This is a genomic window from Borrelia venezuelensis, assembly GCF_023035835.1.
In the GTDB taxonomy this organism is placed as follows: Bacteria; Spirochaetota; Spirochaetia; order Borreliales; family Borreliaceae; genus Borrelia; species Borrelia turicatae.
Map to the genome: position 1 here is coordinate 861,760 of NZ_CP073220.1, position 19,047 is coordinate 880,806.

Genomic DNA, 19,047 nt, shown 5'->3' on the forward strand with positions numbered 1-19,047 from the left:
TATGAGATTTGTAGATCATATAAATAATATTTTTAAAAATAAGCTTATTTTTGTGAGCTTATTTTTCTTTTTTTCATGTTTGACTAGTAAAGATGTTGATTTATCTCCTAATTTTCTCGATGATATTCAAAAATTGAATGTCGATGAATTTGATATTGATGAGTTAGATCTTAATAAAAGAAGTCATTTATTGGGTCTTAGAGATGATGAATCTTTTTTCTTAAGTGATGCTTTTTTAAAAGAGGATAATTCTTATTTTAAAAGTGCTAGAGAGAGTTATGCCCAAAAAATTTTTGGCATGACCAGTTACTACTTAAATAAAATAGTGACTGATGAGAAAAATTATGATAAAGAATTAATTGCTAAAGCCAATTTATTTTTTGGTTATATGAATTATAACATAGGCGCTTATGATCTAGCTGAATATCATTTTGATAATTTTTTAAAAGATTATCAAAATTCTCATGCTAGTCTTAGGATTGCTGAATTAAAATATTTTGTTAAGGATAAAGTGGGTGCAATTTCTGCATTAAAGGATATTGATAAAACTTCTCTTAAGTCAGGCTATGATCTAGGAATTTATAATTTCTTGAATAATAAATTTGGAATAAATTATTTAAATCTAGAAGCTTTAGGATTTTTAGATAATAGTATTTTTGATATGTTTGTTTTGGGGAGTAATATTTTTGTTTCAAACATATTTGGTGGTCTTTTAAGATATGATGTTAAGAGTAATAAATATAAGGTTTATATTAAAGATAAAAAAAGTATCGTTTTAAATGGACTTAAAGGATTTGCAGAGCATAAAGGAGTTATATACGTTGGTGGGAATAATGCTCTTTATTATATTGATGATTTGGAAGGGGCTATTAAAAAAGTTAAAATACCTTTAAATGTTAACTTAAATAGTATACAAGTTTTACTGGGTGCTAAAGATGGCATTTTTGTTGGTACTCTAGATGCTGGACTATGGTTTTACTCCGATGTAGGTGATTGGACTTATATCAAACTTGGTTCTAATAAGATTTCATCACTGTATTTAGATGAGCGGAAAAATTTGTTATTGGTAGGAACAATGGATAAGGCTATTTATAGCATTGATCTAACTAATTTTAATAAAATTAAACATTTAAATTTTTTTAGCAAAATAGAGAGTGAGAGAAATGTTAATTTTATAAAGAAGCATGATGGTGGTTATTACGTTGGAACTTATGGAGGAGGTCTTTTTAGATTAAGTTTAGATAATAATACATATGTAAAATATAATGTTAACAATGATCCTAGCATTGGATATTTTCTTGATATGGAGATTAGGGATAATAAATTATTATTTGCAACTTTTGAACATGGTTTATTAATTTATGATACAGTAAATGATAGTTGGGATTATTTAGGTCCTAGTGATGGACTTATTAGTTTAAATTTAGTAAAAATTTTAAATTTTAATGATTATGTTGTACTTGGGACTTTAAATAATGGTTTGGTTTTTGTAAATGAGAGTATTAAAAAACAATTATGAATCTTACATAATTATTGAATTTTTTAAGTATTTTTTAATTACTTTTTTGTTTTTTTTCTTTGTATTTTTCATAAACCAAATACTTTTTTTTATGAGAATACTTCTTCAAAACTATGTTCCGTTTTTAAAGGCTTTTATTTTTGTTATATATTCACTTCCTATGATAATTGCTCTTTCACCTCCCTTTGCGGCTTTACTCTCTGTAATACTTACCATTTATAGATTTAAACTTAATAATGAAATATTGGCTTTTAGGTCAATTGGAATATCTATTTTTAATTTATTAGTTCCATTTTTTAAATTAGGGGTAGTTATTGCATTAATTTCGTTTATTACTAATGATTTTTTACTTCCCCTTGGTTCTATTGGTAGATTGAAAATTTTTAATGAAATCAAAGAAGAAATACCTCATTTGATATTAAAGCCTTATTCAAGCAAACAATATGGAGATTTAATATTTGTATCAGGAGAAAAATCTGAAACGGGGTATAAAAATGTTACTTTTTTTGATAATACTAGACTTAAAGGTTATGACAGAATATTGATGGCAAGGGAACTTAATATTCAAAAAGAAAATTATCAGGTATATTTTATTTTGAATGATGTTTTATCAATTGCCTTAACAGAGGATGAGAGTGGGTTTTATGACTATTTTTATGCTGATCGGATGAAATATTCAATTGATCAAGTAACGTTTAGTGATAGTTGGTTATTAAGTTATGTGGCACCATCGCAGATGAGTATTAGAGATGTTATGAAACTTATTGTTAAGCAAGATAAGTTAGTTAAAGAATTAAATATGAAAAATGATTTAGAGGAAGATCTTTTGTATTTAAATTTTTCAAATATTTATTTGAATTATTTGTATGATAAGAATAGTTTTTTAGATGAAGAATCTGTTCTTGAAAACTTAAGTTATATGCATAATTTAATTTTAAATTATAGTCCTTATGAAGATCTAATTGTTAAGAGAAGTTATGCTCTTTATTGTTTGGAATTTTATCAAAAAATTAGTTTACCATTGTCTGTTTTATTTTTTATCTTTTTGGCTTTTGGTATGGGCATGTACTCAAATAAAAAATATTCTATTATTCTTGAACTTGTGATTTCAATTCTTATTTGTGTTTTCTATTGGGTAATGTTTATTGGTGGAAAAGTTTATACTGTTCAGTATTCCCCAAATCCTTTTCTTATTACTGTCTTACCAAATGTGATGTTAATTTTTGCAGGTTTGGTACTTTTTTTGAGACTTTTAAAGAAATGAAAGTAGATAAGCTTTTCGTGAATAATATATCATTAACTTTTTTGTTTATGAATTTTCTTTTTGTGATCTTAATTGTGCTTATCGATTTATTTACCAATCTTTTTAATTATCTTGATCATAATCTTAGTATTAGTGATATTGTTTATATTTATTATCTTTATTTGCCAAAGTGTTTTTCAGATGGTTTGGCTTTGTCTTTTCTTTTTGCCGTTTCTAATCTTATTGGTAATCTTTCTATGAGAAACGAAATAATAGGACTTTTTAGTTGTGGTATTTCTATTTCTAGAATATTAAGATCAATAATTATGCTTAGTGTTTTTATCTCAGTAATGCTCTTTTTTTTTGATAATTATTTGGTTATAGATACTATTGCTAAAAGGGATGCTTTTCTTAAGAATAGTGTTGGCAATCAAGGTGCAAATGATAGAAATATAATCATTAGGGATTTTGCGAGAGAAATTTACAATATTAAGCATTATGATATCGAGAATGATACTATTGCTAACTTGATGATTATTTTAAAAGATCAAAATGATAATTTTAAAAAAAGGTATGATATAAGTAAGGCTGAGTGGATTGATTCCAAGTGGAAGCTTTATGGTGTTAGGGAATTTTCTAAGATCGAACGAGATGTGATAGAAAAATTTCATGAAGTTCTTGATGGTAGGGGGATTATTAATTTAGAGCCTGAATATATTAAAATAGTTATCCTGTCGTCAAAAACGTTGAATTTTTCAAAGCTTATTAGCTGGATTAAGGCTCTTAAGAGAGAAAAATTAGATTATTCTGAAGCTTTATTTGATTTGTTAAGCAGAATCTTTTTTTCATTTAGATTAATACTTCTTAGTTTTACTGTGAGTTTTGTAAGTCTTGCTTTGAAAAAAAATATTTTTATATGGAGTTTGTTAAATAGTATTGCATTTGCAGTTGTGTATGTTATGTCAATTATGGTTTTTAGCTTTTTAGCAGATCTTGGATATTTGCCTATAGCAGTTGCAAGTTCGTTACCCACTATTTTGTTTATTATTATTAATTTTATCATTTATAATCTTGTGTGTAAGTAGTAGGTTTTTTTTAATTTTATGTTTAGTATTATTAAAAATGACAAAAATTCTAATGCAAGACTTGGTGTTCTTGAACTTCCTCATGGGAAGGTTGAAACACCGTGTTTCATGCCAGTTGGTACCTTGGGTGCAATGAAAGCTTTAAAGCATGATGTGCTTGAAAAATTGGGATGTGATCTCATACTTGCAAATACTTATCATCTTTATTTAAGACCCGGTATTGATGTGATAAAAAAATATGGAAGTTTACATAATTTTACAGCCTGGGATAAAAATTTTTTGACAGATTCTGGAGGATTTCAAGTATTTTCTTTAGCTAATTTTAGAAAGATTGAGACTGAGGGAGTAGATTTTAAATCGCATATTGATGGTTCTAGGCACTATTTTACACCTGAGAGTGTATTTAAGATGCAAGAAATTTTTGAGAGTGATATTATTATGGCGCTTGATATTTGTAGTTCTTATGGGATTGATTACAGTGAGGCGAGTTTGTATACAAATATTACAACCTCTTGGGCTCGTCGTACACTGCGTGCTTATGAGAATAGAAAAGAAGGGTATGATGGTCTTTTATTTTTAATAACTCAGGGTAATTTTTTTAAAGATTTGAGAAAAAGAAGTACCGAGGCGATTTTAGAATTAGATAGTCCTGGTATCGCAATTGGTGGAATTTCTGTTGGAGAACCACGAGATAAATACTTAGAAATTCTTGAATATAATTCTTCATTAATACCTAAGGTTAAGCCAAAGTATGTAATGGGCATTGGTACTCCTCACTATATATTGGATGCAATATATTATGGTATTGATATTTTTGATTGTGTTAATCCTACAAGAATTGCTAGGCATGGTTCACTTTTAACTGATAATGGAATATTGCGTATTAAGAGGGCTGAGTTTAATTTTGATACTTGTCCTGTTGAGCGAGATTGTTCTTGTACTTTATGTACAAGGTATTCAAGAGGGTATTTAAGACATTTAATCAAATCAGAAGAAACTCTTGGAGTGATGTTGGCCAGTGAGCATAACATTCATTATATGTTTAGACTTATTAAAAAGGCTCGCAATGCAATTATGAATGGTGATTTTACAAAATTTAGAAAGCTTTATTTGAGCAAATATGATGAAGGTAATTTTGATGAATAAAGATATTCTCTCAACAGTTATTGTTATGGTTTCGATTTTTTTTTCACGTATAATGGGTTTTATTAAAATTAAGGTATTTTCTTACTATTTTGGGGTAAGTCTTGAGTCAGATATTTTTAATTATGTTTTTAATATTCCGAATAATTTAAGGAAGATTATTTCAGAAGGTGCAATGACTTCAGCTTTTATGCCGGAATTCACTCATGAGAGGAAAAAATCTAGTAAACATGCTATTGATTTTTTCAGACGAGTTATCACTTTTAATATTATAAGTATTAGTCTTCTTATTTCTGTTATGATTCTTTTTTCTCGACAAATTATGTATTTTGTATCTTCTTATAGAGGTAGTCATTTGGAATTGGCTAGTTATATATTTAACTACTTAATACTTTATGTGTTACTTATAAGCTTATCATCGATATTTTCATCGGTTTTAAATTCTTATAAGTTTTTTTTTATTCCGTCTTTTTCTCCCGTTATGCTCTCTTTTAGCATTATATTAAGCTTATATTTATTTTATAAGCAATATGGAATATATAGTGCTGTTATTGGAGTAATTGTTGGTGGGATTTTGCAATTTTTAGTTCAGATGATAAATTGTATTTATATTGGTCTTACATATAGACCAATGTTTAACTTTAATGATTCTTCATTTTTGAGATTTTTAAAAAGATGGGCGCATATGATTATATCAGCTTTAGTAGCAATTGCTACTCAGCAAATTTCATTTGCTTTGGCATCAATCCTGGATATTGGGAGTGTTTCTATTTTAAGTAATGCAATTGTTTATTATCAGCTTCCTGTTGGAATTTTTTATGTCTCTATTTCTACAGTTATTTTTCCTAAGATGGCAGAATATGCTTCTTTAGGCAATAATAAAGGATTAAATTTGATTTTGAATCATGGAATTGATATTTTGATTTTTATTTTGATTCCAATGTCATTTTTAATGTATATTTGGGCTGGTCCTATTCTAAATTTATTGCTTACAGGAGGTAAATTTTCCGTATATGACACTCAAAGAACCGTTAACGTATTACAATATTTTCTAATTGGATTACCATTTTCTTCGATTTTTGGATTGTTTCAAAAATATTATTTTTCGATACGTAACTCAAAAATTCCGCTTTACTTTAATCTTCTTTTTGCTGCTATTGATATTACAATCTCAATTTTTGGTATTAAATTTTATAAAGTGGTAGACATTTTGCCTATTGCACAATCAATTTCTTTTGCTTTATGTGTAGTTATTTTTTATTTCATTGGACTTAAGGGGGGGATGAAGCTTGAATTTGTTAGGTCTTTAGTAGCTCTTATTAAGGCATTTATTTCCCTTATTCCCTTATATTTATTTTATACTCTTTTTAAGAATTTTAAATGGGATGTAGGATTTAGTTTCAGTAATTTTTACTTATTAAGTGTTGCAGGCGTAATTAGTATTGTTATTTTAATACTGTGTTATTATTTACTTGGTGTTAATAAACTTTTTAAGTTTATTAGTAGGGAGATTTTATGAGGTATTTAGAGCTTGTTTTTTTCTTTTGTATTGTGCTTGATATTTTTGCTATTAAAGGGACAATATTATCAATTAAACCTTTAGTGTCTCAGGAACATAAGATCGGTAAGGATATTACAGAAAATGATTTAAAGAGAGATGATACTCAAAATCCTGTTCTTAAAAATGTTAACTTAGATGTGAAGCGAGTAAATGATGCTATTTCTTATGGACTTGATGCCCAAGTTATTGAAATTATTAATAGTCTTAAAAAATCAGGTGATGGTGAATATAATGCTTTGCTTGAAAAGAGGTTGCAGAAAACTTTTAATATTGAGCTTAAATTAGCAATTCTTGATTTGTTTTTATCACTTAAATATGCAGGCAGTGTTGATGCTGCTAATTATATTCTTGATAATTATGAGAGTAATAGATATCCTAACAATTTGATTAATTTGGCAATTTTGTATCTTAAGGAATTTGGCAGTAAGGATTCTTTAAAAAAGACTCTTATTGATATCCTTGAGAATAAGGAAGGGAATATTGTGGCTACTGCTGCTTATTATCTTGGTGAGCTTTCTTCTCCTGAATACTCAAAAGATATGATGAATGTTTATGATAAATATTCTGGTAATGATGGAGTTAAATCGGCAATACTCATTGCTCTTGGAAAATCTGATGCTGTTGATTATGCAGATAGATTTTATGAAATTTCTGTTGATAGTTATGAAAATCCATCAATTAAAGCCTCAGCTATTAAGGCTTTATCATATCTTTTGCCTGAAAAAATAACAGAGAGTGCCGATTTGTATCTTCAAAATAATAATAACAATTATAATATTAAAATTGCCATTGTGGAGGCACTCTCAAGGGATGTATCTTTGAAATCAAAAGAGATTTTGCATGATTTTTTAAGAGATTCTGATGCTAACATTAGGATTAGTGCCGTTGAGGCTATTAAGAGTCATGGCGATATTGCTTCAAAAGAGGTATTAATTTATAAGATCAAAAGTGATCCTTCTTTAAAAGTCCGGGAAGCATCAGGTAAAGCTTTAGTAGATATGGGGTCTGGTTATGAAGAGATACAAAATATAATGCTTGATTTTAGTATTGAGAATAACTTTAAACTTACTATGTTTAGTTATCTTTTGGATAAAGATATAAATTCTGCAGGTTTAATCGCTTTGAATCTCTTGGAAAAGGAAAATATTAATAAACCTTCAAAGTTGCTTACAAATATTGCTATGTGTCTTGCAGCTAGGAAGGGTAATTTTGATAATTTTTATTCTAAGATCATTGAGAGTAAAAATGTTGATTTAATGAATCTTGCAATTAAGGGCGCTGTTTATAATAAATCTGCATTACTCTCAGGTAAGCTTAAAGAGATCAAAAGAACAACTCGTTCAGAGTATTTAAGGAAACTTTTAACGAATTATTGATATAAAATTTTTAAAATTTCTGTTGCCGTTTCTTTTTTTGATATTTCAGGAAGTTCTTTAACACTATTTTTGTCTATTATATAAGTTTTGTTTAGGCTTGATCCAAAATATTTTAAGTTGTTTGCAATAATATAGTCTAAATTTTTAGTTTTTAGTTTTTCTTTGGCTTTTTCTATTAAAATTTCATCTTTTTGAGCACAAAATCCAATAATAATTTGGTTTTTAGTTTTGTTTTTACCTATATGTTTTATTATGTCCGGATTTTTGATAAATTTAATATGAAGGTCTTCAATAGTATCTTTTTTGATTTTAGTCTTATAAATTTTATCGGGTTTAAAGTCTGCAACAGCAGCAGCGCCAATTATAACGTCGAATTCTTGGTATATGTTTATTGCTTCTTTGTACATTTCTGATGCTGTTTTTATTCTAATAACGTTTATTCCATAAGGTGTTTTTTCATTGCTGGGACCTGTAATTATTGTTACATGGGCTCCAAGATTTCGTGCCTCAATGCCTAAACTGAATCCCATTTTTCCTGTTGATTTATTTGAGAAGTAACGAATTGGATCTAATTCTTCTTCAGTTCTGGATGCGGTTATTAGTATTTTTTTGTTTTTTAATGGTAATTTTGGATCTAATGCGTTTAATATTATTTTTAAAATATCATTTTCATTTTTAAGTCGTCCAATAGCGTTTAAAGAACATGCAAGGAATCCTTCATCAGGTTCAATAAATTTATAATTATATTTTTTTAGTTTTTTAATGTTTTCTTCTAGAATGGGGTTTTGATACATTATGTTGTTCATTGCTATTGCAAAATAGGTTGGAACAGTACTTGCAGATATGACTGTAGTTAAAGTATCATCAGCAATTCCTGATGCAATTTTAGAAATGATGTTGTATGTTGCTGGAATAATTAATATTAAATTTGCCCATCTTGCCAAATTTATGTGTTCTACTTCTTCATGGCTTGTATTCCATAGGCTTTGAACCACTCTATTTTTAGAGACCGTCTCTAGTGTTAAGGGAGTAACAAATTTAGTCGCGTTTTTTGTCATTATAACTTTGATATTATATCCCATTTTTACTAGACTTGAGATAATATAGGTTGACTTATAGGCTGCGATTCCCCCGCATACACCGATTAATATATTTTTATGTTTCTTCATGTTTATTTTATACATTATAATATAATTATATTTAATATTTTTAAAAGGATTTTTAATTGATAAATAAAGTATTTTTTGCAAGTATTATATATTTATTTCTGTTTATTTGGTGGCTTTTATCAGCTTATTTATCTTACTTTCCTATTGATGTATTTAATATTCCTCTTTGGTTTTTTCTATCGTGTATCTTGTTTCCTATTTTCAGTTTGTTATTAGTGTGTTTTTTTGTGATTTTTTTTAAGAATGACTAAAGCGTTTTTTTTATTTTTTATCTTTTTGATTTCATATTGTGTTTTTGGTATCTTTGCTGGAAAAAAAAGGGGAGGAGTGTCATTTTTACATAATTATTTTCTCGCAAATAAGGGGCTAAATTTTTTTGTAATGTCATTAGTTGTGGCTTCTACCTATGTTAGTGCTAGTAGTTTTATTTCAGGGCCTTCGGCTGTTTATAGATATGGATTGTCTTTTATATTTTTAGCAGTTATTCAAATTCCTACAAGTTTAATTTCATTTGTCATTATTGGTGAGAAATTGAATTTGGAAGCTAAAAAAGTTAATGCAATAAATATTGTTGATTATATTGGATATAGATATCTTAGTCGATCTTTAGTTTTTGTTAGTAGTTTGATAATAATTTTTTTCTCTTTGTTTTTAATCTCAGCTCAGCTTATGGGAGGTGCTAAACTTTTAGAGGTTTTTTTTCAAATTAATTATACTGATGCTCTTATTTTTTTCTCTCTATTTGTTTTTTTATATGTTTGCTTGGGAGGGTTTAAGATGATAGCATATATGGATTTAATACAAGGTATTTTGATGATCATAGCGTCTGTACTATTATTTTCAAGGTTAGTTGATTTGGGTGGTGGAATTAGTAATCTTTTTAAGATGGCTCGGTTGAATCTTAAAGATGATCTATTTTTGCCATCAAATTTGGATTTGAAAATTGAATATATAATTTCTTTTTGGATACTAATAGGAATTGGGGTATTGGGGCTACCACAATTTGTTAATAATTTTATAGCATTTAAAGATGTGAAAGCTATTAGATTTTCTCTTCCTATTGTTACTTTTGTAATAGGATTTTTAGTTGTTATTATGCATTTAATAGGTTTTTTTTCTCTTATTATTTTTCCTGAATTAGAACTAAATGATAAAGTTATCTTAAATGTAGCATTAAAGGTTTTAAATCCTAAAATGTTTATATTATTTTTTGTAGGACTCTTATCAGCAATAATGTCTACAATAGATTCAGGTCTTCTTTTGCTGTCTTCGATTTGGGTAAAGTCAATATTGTCATTAAGTAAAAATATTAGTGTTAAGATTGGGATTAATAAAATTATTATTATTTCTAATATTTGTTTTATGTTAATAATAGTTTTTTTATCTTTAAAACCACCTGATTTTTTGCTTTTTTTAAATATTTTCGCAATTGGAGCTTTGGAAGTTTCATTCTTTTCTATTATTGTTTTTGGACTTTATTTTAATTTTGTAAGTAAAATATCGGCTTTTATTTCTCAGGTTTTTGGACTTTTAAGTTATTTGATCATAATTTTTTATGGTGAATTAGGTAGTTATTATTTTCATCCTATTGTTCCTTCGCTTTTTATCTCTGTATGTTCATTTTTGATAGTTAATTTTGTTTGTCAAAAATGTAGTAAAATTTAGTTGTATGTTGTCTTTAAATGTTAGGAATGTTGGTAAATATAGTGTTATTGATGTTCTAAAGAATGACGATGGTAAAAGACTTGATGCAGTGTTGATAAAGTTTTTAAAATTCCCTAAATCTAAAATAATCAGGCATATTAGAAATGGAGATGTTCTTTTAAATAATTTAAAGGTTTCTTTTTCGCATAGAATTTTTAAGGATGATAAAATTTATTTGTATAAACCTTTACTTCAGGGTTTGAGTTTAAACAGGGTAACAGTCAAAGATGAGGTTGCTATATTAAGAGATATAAAGAAAAGAATAGTATATGAGGATGCGGATTTGCTTGTAATTAATAAGAGGAGAGGAATTTTGGTTCATGGGGATAAATATTCACTTGATACTTTGATTAATGCTTATCTTTTAGATGAAAGTCTTGGCTCTCTTAGTTTTAAACCCTCAGCTGTGCATAGATTAGATAGAAATACCTCAGGACTTATTATTTTTGCAAAGAATATAAATTCTGCAAGGATTTTAAGTCAGGCATTTAGTAGTGGTGTTGTTATTAAAAAGTATCTGGCTTTACTTGATGGTGTGATTACAAAACCTTTGACTTATAAAAATTTTTTATATCGAGATAAGATTGCAAGAAAAACTTTTGTTATCAATGATATAGATAAATGTAATGCTGTAACTGATATTAAACCAATTTTAGTGTCTAAGTCTTCAACACTTGCGGAGGTGTTAATTAAGACGGGATTTACACATCAAATAAGAGCACAATGTGCGTTTAATAAACATGCCTTGATTAATGATAAGAAATATGATTCTCAATTTGTAAAAACCAATTACTTTTTACATTCTTTTTTGATAAAATTTGACCAGTCATTATTTTTAAGAAATGAATTTTTTGTTGAACCTAGTTCAGATTTTTTAAAACAGATAAGTAATATTTTTGGTGTATATGATTTTAAGGGATTTATTTAATAAGAGCACATTTAAAAATGTCTTGGGTACAGTTAAGGGCATTTCAATTGCTATTAAACATAAGTTTGTAAAAATTAAGGTTTATTCTTTAGTGGGTGTTGCTGGTACTGGAAAAAGTTTTAGATCCCATTTGATAGCAGATAAATATTCTATTCCTTTGATAATTGATGATGGTGTTTTAATAAAAAATATGAAAATTATTGCTGGGAGTTCTGCTAAGTTCGAGAATAATATGTTTGATGCAATAAGACGTTCTATTTTTGAAGATGATGCTCATAGAAACGAAATTGTTGAAGCTTTGCGTAGAGAAAATTTCAATAAAATATTAATATTGGGAACAAGTATTCGAATGATAGATAAAATAACTTCTAGACTTTTATTGCCTAGTTCTTCTAAAATTATTTATATAACAGATATTTCTACTAAAAGGGAAATAGAAAAGGCAAGAATTTCAAGACAAATGGGCGAACATGTTGTTCCAGCAGCTGCCTTTGAGATAACGTCTATTAAGCCTAATTTATTATTAGATTCAATACGAGTTTTTTTTAAAAGTAAAGGATTTTTATCAAAAAAAAGAAACTATATTCGTTCTATTGTAAAGCCTCATTTTCATGAAGAAGGTGGCATTTTATCTGTTTCCAAAAATGCTGTAAGACAAATTATTGAACATTGTGTTTCTGAATATAATGAAAATTATATTGTCTATAATTTGAAGATTAAAAAAAATCAGGGCAGTTATTCTTTTAAGCTTTTCTTAGATATTCCACTTGAAAATAATTTACTTAATGATGCGGAAATGCTTAGAAATTATATTATTGAAAACGTACTAAAATATACGGTAATTAATATATCTGGTATTGATGTTATTATACATAAATTCTATGATCAAAAAGGTGATTTGGAAAAGAATGATGAATGTTGACTTGGATAATTTAAGTAATATTTTTTTTGTAGGCATTAAGGGCTCTGGACTTTGTTCACTTGCTTGTTTTTTTAATGCTAAGGGGTATTTTGTAGAAGGTGTCGATGTTCCTTTAAAATTTCATACAGAAGATATATTAATTAGCAATAATATAACTTATTATGAAAATATTTATGAGTTTTCACTCAAAGTTCATAATAAATCATATGATATTTTAATATATTCACCGGCTTATGATAAGGATAATTTATCTGTTTTGTTAGAAGCGCGTGAACTTGGCATTCCTATTTTATCTTATCCTGAATTTATTGGAAAGATTTCTAAAAAGTATTATAGTATTGGAGTTGCAGGTTCTCATGGCAAAACTACTACAGCAGCATTCTTGGGTCTATTGTTTAATAGTCTGGGATTACAGCCTAATGTAATATTAGGTGCTAGTGTTAAAGATTTTGGAGATAAATCTAGTCTTGTTGGTCAAAGCAACATATTTATTGCAGAGACCTGTGAGTATAGGAATCATTTTTTACACTTTTCACCGAATATGATTGTTTTAACTAATATCGATTATGAGCATGTTGATTTTTTTGAAAATTATGAAGCAGTTGAGAATGTTTTCTTGCAGTATATTAATAATTTAAAGAAAAATGGAATATTAATAATAAATGCCGATGAAGTTAATTTGCTTAAAATTAAAAATAGAATTTTAAGAAAAGATATTAAAGTGTTTAGTGTTGGATTTAATTCTTTAGCTGATTTTAAGATTGAACGTTTTGAGTTGATAGACGAGTTTTTAAAGTTTGATTTCTTGGGGGGTATTGATATTAGACTAAGGTCTCCTTTGATGCATAATGTTTTAAATTTTGCATTATCACTTTTGGCGGTAAAGTTATTTTTTGAAGAACATAAAAAATTGGTTTGGAGCTTTGATGATCGGATAAAGATGATGGCTAAAGAGTACATGGGCATAAAAAGAAGGATGGAATTTATCATGGAAAAGGATGGAGTTATATATCTTGATGATTATGCTCATCATCCAAAGGAAATTGGAAGTACTCTTTTGGGATTGAAGACTTTTTATAAAGGTAGGCGTATTATTTTAGATTTTATGCCACATACCTTTACAAGGACAAAAGTTCTTTTTGGTGAGTTCGTTAAAGTTTTAAGTAATGTTGATGTGTTGATTTTGCATAATATATATCTTTCGGTTAGAGAAGATTTTAATCCTAATAAACTTTCTAAAGAACTGTTTCTGGCTCTTAAAGATTTAAATCAGAATGTTTATTTTTTTAAGGAAGTAGTCGATGCTGTTGATTTTATAAAGGGTTTATTAAAGAGCAATGATTTATTTGTTACAATGGGAGCTGGTAATAATTTTATTTTACATGGTTTTTTGTAAGGGTATTTTGAATGAAAAGTATGACTGGATTTTTTCACTTAGAAAGAGTTGTTTCAAATTATATGTTTAGTGTTAACTTAAAGTCTTATAATGGTAGGTTTTTAGAATTTAAATTTAAATTACCTGAAGTTTTATATGCTTATGAGCTTGAGATAAGGAATTTAATTTCAAATTATGTTAAAAGGGGAAATGTTTTTTTAAATGTAGGGTATAAGGAAATGGTTCCCAATATTAATTTTAGTTTAAATCCTCATTATATTGAAGCTATTGCTAATCTTAGAGATAGATTATTACATAGTAATTTAAACATTAAGGATGAATTGAGTCTTAGTGATTTTTTATCTCTAAGAGGGGCTTTAATTGTTGATGAGGGTGATGTTAATCAAGAAATGATTTATCATGCTTTTAAGGAAGTTTTAGAAGAGACTTTATTAAATTATGATAAAAGTAGAACTTTTGAGGGTGAGAATACTAAACAAGATATAATTTCAATTCTTATGTTAATACGGAATGATTTAGAATTGTTAAAGGGATCTCAGAGTAGTATAAATAATAAACTTTTCTTAAATCTTAAGGAAAATTTGTTAAAGTTAATGGATGATTTTAGTGATATTAATATTGCAGAAGAGGCTGCTAAAATGTCAATTCGATTAGATATTAATGAGGAAATAGTAAGATTATATTCACATATAGATAGTTTTTATCAAAGTCTTGAAAATGAAGTATGTGGCAAGATTTTAGAGTTTATTGTTCAGGAAATGCATAGAGAGGTTACAACAATGAGCAACAAAGCCATTGATCTTGATATTAGAAATTTAGTTTTAAACATGAAATTAAATTTAGAGAAAATAAAAGAACATCTAAGGAATATTGAATGAGAATAGCTGTTTCTAGCAAGAGTGGTTGTGGTAATACAACTATTAGTGGAATGCTTGCAAAGCATTATGGTCTAAAGCTTATTAATTATACTTTTCATGATATTGCTAGAGAGAAGAATATGTCCTTTGATACGTTTTATGAGAAAGAAATCATTGGTAGAAATGATCATTATTGGGATGAATATCTTGATAGTAAATTATTGGAGCTTTCAAAAGAGGATAATACAGTGCTTGCATCTCGTCTTGCAATTTGGCTTGCAAAAAATGCCGATTTAAAGATATATCTTTATGCTAAGATAGAAATTCGGGCAGAGAGAATAATAAACAGAGAAGGTGGTATGTATTCCGATATTTTGAGGAGCACTTTCAATAGAGATTCTAATGATTCAAAGAGATATTTATCTGTATATAATATAGATATTGATAATTATTTAGATGTAGCTGATTTTATAGTTGATACAACTGATAAGTCTGCAAATAAAGTTTTTGAATTGATAAAGGATGAGATAGAGAAGAGGGGCTTATATATTAAGTAAATAAATTAAGGAGGTTTTAGAGAAATGAAAATACCTTTAAAAGAGATACAAGATTTTGATGGCAATTATTATGAACTTGTTATGGCAGTGATAGTTCGTACAGATCAGATTATTGATCAAATTTCTTTAGCAGAACATGTTATTTCTGATGAGAGAGTAGTGAGTCAGGCTTTTAATGATATTGTAACAGGTCGATTTACGTATTCAATTGAAGAAAAATAAAATAGTTTTTATTTTTGGTCCTACGGCTGTAGGTAAAAGTGATATTTTATTCAATTTCCCAAAAGGTATAGCTGAAGTAATTAATGTTGATTCTATTCAAGTTTATAAAGAGTTTGATATTGCTTCTTGTAAGCCTAGTGTTGAATTGAGGTCTCATATAAAACATCATTTAGTGGATTTTTTGGAACCGATTGAAGAATATAATCTTGGAGTTTTTTATAAAGAAGCAAGCAAGATAATAAAGAATTTAAGAGATCAAGACAAACTTCCTGTATTTGTAGGTGGGTCGGCTTTTTATTTTAAGCATTTACAATATGGATTGCCCAGCACACCGCCTGTTTCTTCTGAAATAAGATTTTATGTAAATAGTCTTTTTACTACAAGGGGGAAGGATTATCTCTTAGAGGAACTTAAGAGAGTGGACTTTGAAAGATATGAGTCAATCGGTGAAAATGATATTTATAGAATTAGAAGATCGCTTGAAGTTTATTATCAAACAGGTATTCCGATTAGTCAATTTTTAAAAAAAGGTCAGATGATTGAGGATGTTTTAGCTATTGGTCTGAAAAGGCCTATGGAAGAGATGAGGTCTAGAATAATATCTAGGGTAGGGAATATGATTGATTGTGGATTGCTTGAAGAGATTAAGAGTTTATTAGGGAAAGGATACGATGAGACAACACCGGCTTTTAAAGGAATAGGGTATCGTGAATTTTTGTTGTGGAAGAGTAGACCTTATTCTATGTTAAATGATATAATAGATTTAATAGTTAAAAATTCATTTTTATATGTAAAAAGGCAGATGACTTTTTTTGATAAAATTTTTAATGTTTTGTGGTTTCATCCAGATGATGATTTAAGAGACATTTTGGATTTAATTTTTGTTTAATAAGGAGATATGAGGAGTGCCTTGCGGAAGAAAAAGAAAATTACAAAAAATATCTACTCATAAGCGAAAAAAAAAGAGAAGAAAGAATAGACATAAAAAGAAAAACAAGTAATAAAAATGTTAGTTGGTTTTTTGCTAGCTAACATTTTTATATTATTAGTTTACTTAATTTAGTTTATTCAATAATTATATTATCTATTATATTTATGTCTTTATTAAAGATATACCCTTTTTTTCCTTTGTAGGTTGCTAGTATCCATTTGCCTTTAATTCCATGTTGTTCTGTATTTTGCATTATTTTTTCAATTTTTACTATTTCGCCTTTTCTAATTATTGTTAGGTAATTATAGTTAGTATTATCCGTTTTAGTTACATTGTTTAAAATAGCATAATTTTTTGTTATGATTCCTACTTTTCTTGAAAATCCTAAGATACTGCTTTTGGGTAAGTTGAATTCGTTTATTAAAGGAGTTTCTAATTTTTTGCTGCATGTTAAAAACATTATGGAGATTAAATATAGTAATTTTATTTTCATAATTTTATTATATATGTTACTTGATATACAGTTATATATAATAATATAATGTTTCTTTAGAAAGTGTAAGGATTATCAATGAAAAAATATATTTTTTTATTATTTTTATTTTTTCCTTCAAGTGCTTTAATATTCGCGTATCCATTATCTTTTGGAGGGGGATTTGCTTATCAATTTACTAATTATACTAGCAAAAGTGATATAAGTAAGTCTATAAAAAATTATAGTAGAGTGGATAATGGAGTAAATCTAAGTTTATTCTTTGATGCTAATTATGTTATTTTGGATATCTCTTATAAAGATGCTTTTTTATCTAGTCATCATAGTAGGTATTTTGCTTTTGGGCTTTATGGAATTTATCCGATTGTTTTTAAGGAATATGTTAGGACATTATTCCCCCTTCTTGGGATTAAATATACACTTGATTTAAGTGCTAAGAGACAAAATTTGGTGTTTTTGTCTTTGGGATTTGCTACGGATTTTTTCGTTCCCGAAGTTAAAGGACTCTATATTAGACCTTTATTTATGCTTTCAATTTCACCTACTTCTCTTGCTGTAAAGAATTTTTCTTCTCTCACAACGGAGGTTACTATTGGAATTAATATTGGTTGGAAATTTCTCAGTTAGGCAGTTTTATTCCTAAGTGAAAAGGGACTATTCTCTCTTGTCCAAAAAGGTTAGATGTAGCATTAAGTTTATAAGCAGAGTTGTTGGATTTTGTTACAAGTGTGCTTGAACCACCTCCATCTAGATTAATAGAGTTGTTAATACCATAACTTAATGATAGATCTATTGCTTCATTTAACGAGATCCCTTTGCTATTATTAGCACCTCTTCCTTCTACCGTTATTAGATATAGGTGTTTGTTTCCTTTATCACTACCTATTATTGTTCTTGGATGTTTATTTTCTTTAAAATTTTTGGTGTATTTTCCATTTTTGATTAAAGGAAAGAAGCCGCTAAAACCATAGTCAGAATTTTTGATTTCATCTTGCTTGGGATTTAATATTATTTGATTGTTCTTGATTATAATTATTCCTTGATTTTTTTTTGCATTGAAGATTATTTTTTTATCATATATGTATAAACCGTTAGGGTAGAATATATTGTCTTTAATCTCATATGGACTAGTGTTAATAGCAATATCTACCTTGTTAGAAAGTAAAAATTGACTTGTTGTTTGGCCATTAAAGTAATAATTATTAGTTTTTGTATCATAAATAGGCTTTGAGATTATGAACTTTAAATTTTTGTTTTTAATCTTGATAATTACGTAATTACTTTCTTTAAAAGAACCTTTAATGATTTCATATCTCATTTCCACGTCTTCTGGATTGAGTGGTTTTTGTGCTGATAAGACGCTTACTGTCAAAATTAATATTATTACGCTTAAAAATTTTTTATTCATTTCTCTTTATTTTATAAGAATAAATGCTCTTAGGATAGTTGTTTAAGATTATATTTTTTATCTTTAAAGAAATTTTGTCATTTTTTATTCTTGCAATATTATATAATTGATAAATTATTTTAATATCTAACTCTTTATGTTTATGTAAGATATCATTTAAGATATCATTGATTTCGTCCTTGCTTATGTTTTCTTCATTGATTCTAAGTTTTAGTAACAAAATTTCGTTTTTTATGTTTTTATCTTTAGACTCTTGTATTTTTTTTAAAAAATTATTAGCTTCTTCATATTTCTTTATTTTAAGTAAATATTTGGCCATAAGTAGATAATAGTACTCTGAATTTAGATTCTTGATTGCATTTATTGTTTCGAGTTCTTTTGGTAAATTGTTATTTAAGTCGTATAGCATGTATAATTTATTTAATTTTTCCAAATTTTCTTTGTCTGTACCATATGTTAGAACAAAAGGAGTTATTAATGACAAGATCAGCAATATTTTAGATTGTGTTAGGTTCATGTAATTTTATTTAAGG

The 19,047-nt window shown here is 27.4% G+C and carries 20 protein-coding genes; 16 read left to right on the forward strand and 4 right to left on the reverse strand.

Annotated elements, in window-relative coordinates; all coding sequences use genetic code 11:
- Window position 1 precedes the first annotated feature (1 nt).
- From bvRMA01_RS04125 to bvRMA01_RS04150, 6 genes are read left to right on the forward strand one after another with little or no spacing between them, the layout of a single operon-like run.
- Window positions 2-1,519, forward strand: coding sequence for a hypothetical protein (locus bvRMA01_RS04125; RefSeq protein WP_247032335.1), 1,518 nt, complete (start codon window positions 2-4; stop codon window positions 1,517-1,519).
- Window positions 1,494-2,783: an LptF/LptG family permease gene (locus bvRMA01_RS04130; RefSeq protein ID WP_247032337.1), complete on the forward strand. Its 1,290-nt coding sequence runs from the start codon at window positions 1,494-1,496 to the stop codon at window positions 2,781-2,783. Before bvRMA01_RS04125 ends, bvRMA01_RS04130 begins: the two co-directional genes overlap by 26 nt.
- Entirely contained in the window at window positions 2,780-3,847 is a 1,068-nt protein-coding gene (locus bvRMA01_RS04135; protein ID WP_247032339.1) for an LptF/LptG family permease, read from the forward strand. Before bvRMA01_RS04130 ends, bvRMA01_RS04135 begins: the two co-directional genes overlap by 4 nt.
- An 18-nt stretch (window positions 3,848-3,865) precedes the next feature.
- Window positions 3,866-4,993 carry a tRNA guanosine(34) transglycosylase Tgt gene (gene tgt / locus bvRMA01_RS04140; protein ID WP_247032340.1) on the forward strand — a complete coding sequence of 376 codons (1,128 nt, stop codon included), beginning with the start codon at window positions 3,866-3,868 and terminating at the stop codon, window positions 4,991-4,993.
- Window positions 4,986-6,509: a murein biosynthesis integral membrane protein MurJ gene (murJ, locus tag bvRMA01_RS04145; RefSeq protein WP_247032421.1), complete on the forward strand. Its 1,524-nt coding sequence runs from the start codon at window positions 4,986-4,988 to the stop codon at window positions 6,507-6,509. The genes tgt and murJ overlap by 8 nt, the downstream gene beginning before the upstream one ends.
- Window positions 6,506-7,927 carry a HEAT repeat domain-containing protein gene (locus tag bvRMA01_RS04150; protein WP_247032342.1) on the forward strand — a complete coding sequence of 474 codons (1,422 nt, stop codon included), beginning with the start codon at window positions 6,506-6,508 and terminating at the stop codon, window positions 7,925-7,927. The genes murJ and bvRMA01_RS04150 overlap by 4 nt, the downstream gene beginning before the upstream one ends.
- Here bvRMA01_RS04150 and coaBC read toward each other — a convergent pair.
- Window positions 7,921-9,096 carry a bifunctional phosphopantothenoylcysteine decarboxylase/phosphopantothenate--cysteine ligase CoaBC gene (gene coaBC / locus bvRMA01_RS04155; protein ID WP_247032422.1) on the reverse strand — a complete coding sequence of 392 codons (1,176 nt, stop codon included), beginning with the start codon at window positions 9,094-9,096 and terminating at the stop codon, window positions 7,921-7,923. The two genes, bvRMA01_RS04150 and coaBC, sit on opposite strands and share 7 nt — an antisense overlap.
- 56 nt (window positions 9,097-9,152) lie before the next feature.
- Here coaBC and bvRMA01_RS04160 point away from each other — a divergent pair, with 56 nt between their 5' ends.
- The 9 genes from bvRMA01_RS04160 to miaA are packed head-to-tail and all read left to right on the forward strand — an operon-like array spanning window position 9,153 to window position 16,571.
- Window positions 9,153-9,347, forward strand: a complete 195-nt coding sequence (locus bvRMA01_RS04160) for a DUF997 family protein (RefSeq protein ID WP_011772746.1) — start codon at window positions 9,153-9,155, stop codon at window positions 9,345-9,347.
- Window positions 9,340-10,761 carry a sodium/pantothenate symporter gene (gene panF / locus bvRMA01_RS04165; protein WP_247032344.1) on the forward strand — a complete coding sequence of 474 codons (1,422 nt, stop codon included), beginning with the start codon at window positions 9,340-9,342 and terminating at the stop codon, window positions 10,759-10,761. The genes bvRMA01_RS04160 and panF overlap by 8 nt, the downstream gene beginning before the upstream one ends.
- A 4-nt stretch (window positions 10,762-10,765) precedes the next feature.
- Window positions 10,766-11,728, forward strand: coding sequence for an RluA family pseudouridine synthase (locus bvRMA01_RS04170; RefSeq protein WP_247032346.1), 963 nt, complete (start codon window positions 10,766-10,768; stop codon window positions 11,726-11,728).
- Window positions 11,706-12,650, forward strand: a complete 945-nt coding sequence (locus bvRMA01_RS04175; protein WP_041178539.1) for a hypothetical protein — start codon at window positions 11,706-11,708, stop codon at window positions 12,648-12,650. Before bvRMA01_RS04170 ends, bvRMA01_RS04175 begins: the two co-directional genes overlap by 23 nt.
- Window positions 12,640-14,046 (forward strand): UDP-N-acetylmuramate--L-alanine ligase, encoded by a 1,407-nt coding sequence (murC, locus tag bvRMA01_RS04180; RefSeq protein WP_247032424.1) that lies wholly within the window; start codon window positions 12,640-12,642, stop codon window positions 14,044-14,046. The genes bvRMA01_RS04175 and murC overlap by 11 nt, the downstream gene beginning before the upstream one ends.
- A gap of 11 nt (window positions 14,047-14,057) precedes the next feature.
- A complete protein-coding gene (locus bvRMA01_RS04185) occupies window positions 14,058-14,924 on the forward strand; it encodes a YicC/YloC family endoribonuclease (RefSeq protein WP_247032348.1) in 867 nt (288 codons plus the stop codon).
- On the forward strand, window positions 14,921-15,460 hold the full coding sequence (cmk, locus tag bvRMA01_RS04190) for a (d)CMP kinase (protein ID WP_011772753.1): 540 nt from the start codon (window positions 14,921-14,923) through the stop codon (window positions 15,458-15,460). The genes bvRMA01_RS04185 and cmk overlap by 4 nt, the downstream gene beginning before the upstream one ends.
- Window positions 15,461-15,484: 24 nt before the next feature.
- A complete protein-coding gene (locus bvRMA01_RS04195; RefSeq protein WP_011772754.1) occupies window positions 15,485-15,682 on the forward strand; it encodes a DNA-directed RNA polymerase subunit omega in 198 nt (65 codons plus the stop codon).
- Window positions 15,669-16,571, forward strand: a complete 903-nt coding sequence (gene miaA / locus bvRMA01_RS04200; protein WP_247032350.1) for a tRNA (adenosine(37)-N6)-dimethylallyltransferase MiaA — start codon at window positions 15,669-15,671, stop codon at window positions 16,569-16,571. The genes bvRMA01_RS04195 and miaA overlap by 14 nt, the downstream gene beginning before the upstream one ends.
- Before the next feature lie 175 nt (window positions 16,572-16,746).
- Here the strand turns inward: miaA and bvRMA01_RS04205 are convergent, their stop codons facing one another.
- Window positions 16,747-17,106 carry a hypothetical protein gene (locus tag bvRMA01_RS04205; RefSeq protein ID WP_247032352.1) on the reverse strand — a complete coding sequence of 120 codons (360 nt, stop codon included), beginning with the start codon at window positions 17,104-17,106 and terminating at the stop codon, window positions 16,747-16,749.
- 78 nt (window positions 17,107-17,184) lie between these two features.
- Between bvRMA01_RS04205 and bvRMA01_RS04210 the strand changes: the two genes are divergently transcribed.
- Window positions 17,185-17,733: a TDE1717 family outer membrane beta-barrel protein gene (locus bvRMA01_RS04210; protein ID WP_011772757.1), complete on the forward strand. Its 549-nt coding sequence runs from the start codon at window positions 17,185-17,187 to the stop codon at window positions 17,731-17,733.
- Here bvRMA01_RS04210 and bvRMA01_RS04215 read toward each other — a convergent pair.
- The gene (locus tag bvRMA01_RS04215; protein WP_418214859.1) at window positions 17,726-18,373 is read right to left on the reverse strand and encodes a phosphodiester glycosidase family protein; all 648 of its coding nucleotides are present in this window, start codon (window positions 18,371-18,373) and stop codon (window positions 17,726-17,728) included. The genes bvRMA01_RS04210 and bvRMA01_RS04215 overlap by 8 nt on opposite strands.
- A gap of 133 nt (window positions 18,374-18,506) precedes the next feature.
- Window positions 18,507-19,031 carry a hypothetical protein gene (locus tag bvRMA01_RS04220; protein ID WP_247032357.1) on the reverse strand — a complete coding sequence of 175 codons (525 nt, stop codon included), beginning with the start codon at window positions 19,029-19,031 and terminating at the stop codon, window positions 18,507-18,509.
- Window positions 19,032-19,047 lie beyond the last annotated feature (16 nt).